This is a genomic window from Pseudomonas sp. PH1b, assembly GCF_000633395.1.
Taxonomy (GTDB): Bacteria; Pseudomonadota; Gammaproteobacteria; order Pseudomonadales; family Pseudomonadaceae; genus Aquipseudomonas.
This window is the reverse complement of the sequence record NZ_AYMU01000054.1, coordinates 1-617: the sequence shown is the minus strand read 5'-3', so window position 1 is coordinate 617 and position 617 is coordinate 1. Positions and strand designations below refer to the sequence as shown.

Genomic DNA, 617 nt, shown 5'->3' with positions numbered 1-617 from the left:
TTCTCGTAGTTGCCGCCGCTGACATCGCTGATGGCGTTGGTCAGCGGGGTGTGGCCGACCAGGACATCGTTAGGTGCGCTGATGCTCACCGAGCCGCTGGTTTCACCGACGGCGATGGTGATTTTCTCGCCATTGGCCAGGGTAACGGTGACAGGCGAACCGGTGACCGGTGCAGTGACCGTCGCGGTGTAAGTGACATTGCCGCCTTCGGCCGCCGACGGCGTGGCCTTCAGCGTCACGGTGGAGGTGTCGATGGTGTCGGTGACGTCGGTCACGGCAGGAGTGGTGCTTGGCACCAGCTTCTCGAAGTTGCCGCCCTCGGCCTTGGTAATGGTGGCTTCGACTTTGCCGGCGTCCTTGTACACGTCATCGGCTGGTGCGGCGACGGTGACAGTGCCCGAAGTCGCGCCAGCAGCGATGGTGATCACTGCGCCGTTGCTCAGGGTCACAGTAACCGGGGTGCCAGCGGCGTTGGTCAAGGTGGCGGTGTAGATGATCTGGCCGCCTTCCGCCACAGTGCCGGTGGCACTGAGGCTGAGGTTGGTGGTGTCGACGGTGTCGGTCACGGTGGTGCTGACCGGTGTCTTGTCGGCTACCAGCTTCTCGTAGTTGCCGCC

At 63.9% G+C, this 617-nt stretch carries 1 protein-coding gene; it reads right to left on the bottom strand.

The window, feature by feature from the left end:
• Nucleotides 1-617 (bottom strand): immunoglobulin-like domain-containing protein (locus U873_RS34640; protein ID WP_043274808.1); only part of this gene is annotated, 617 nt, incomplete at both ends.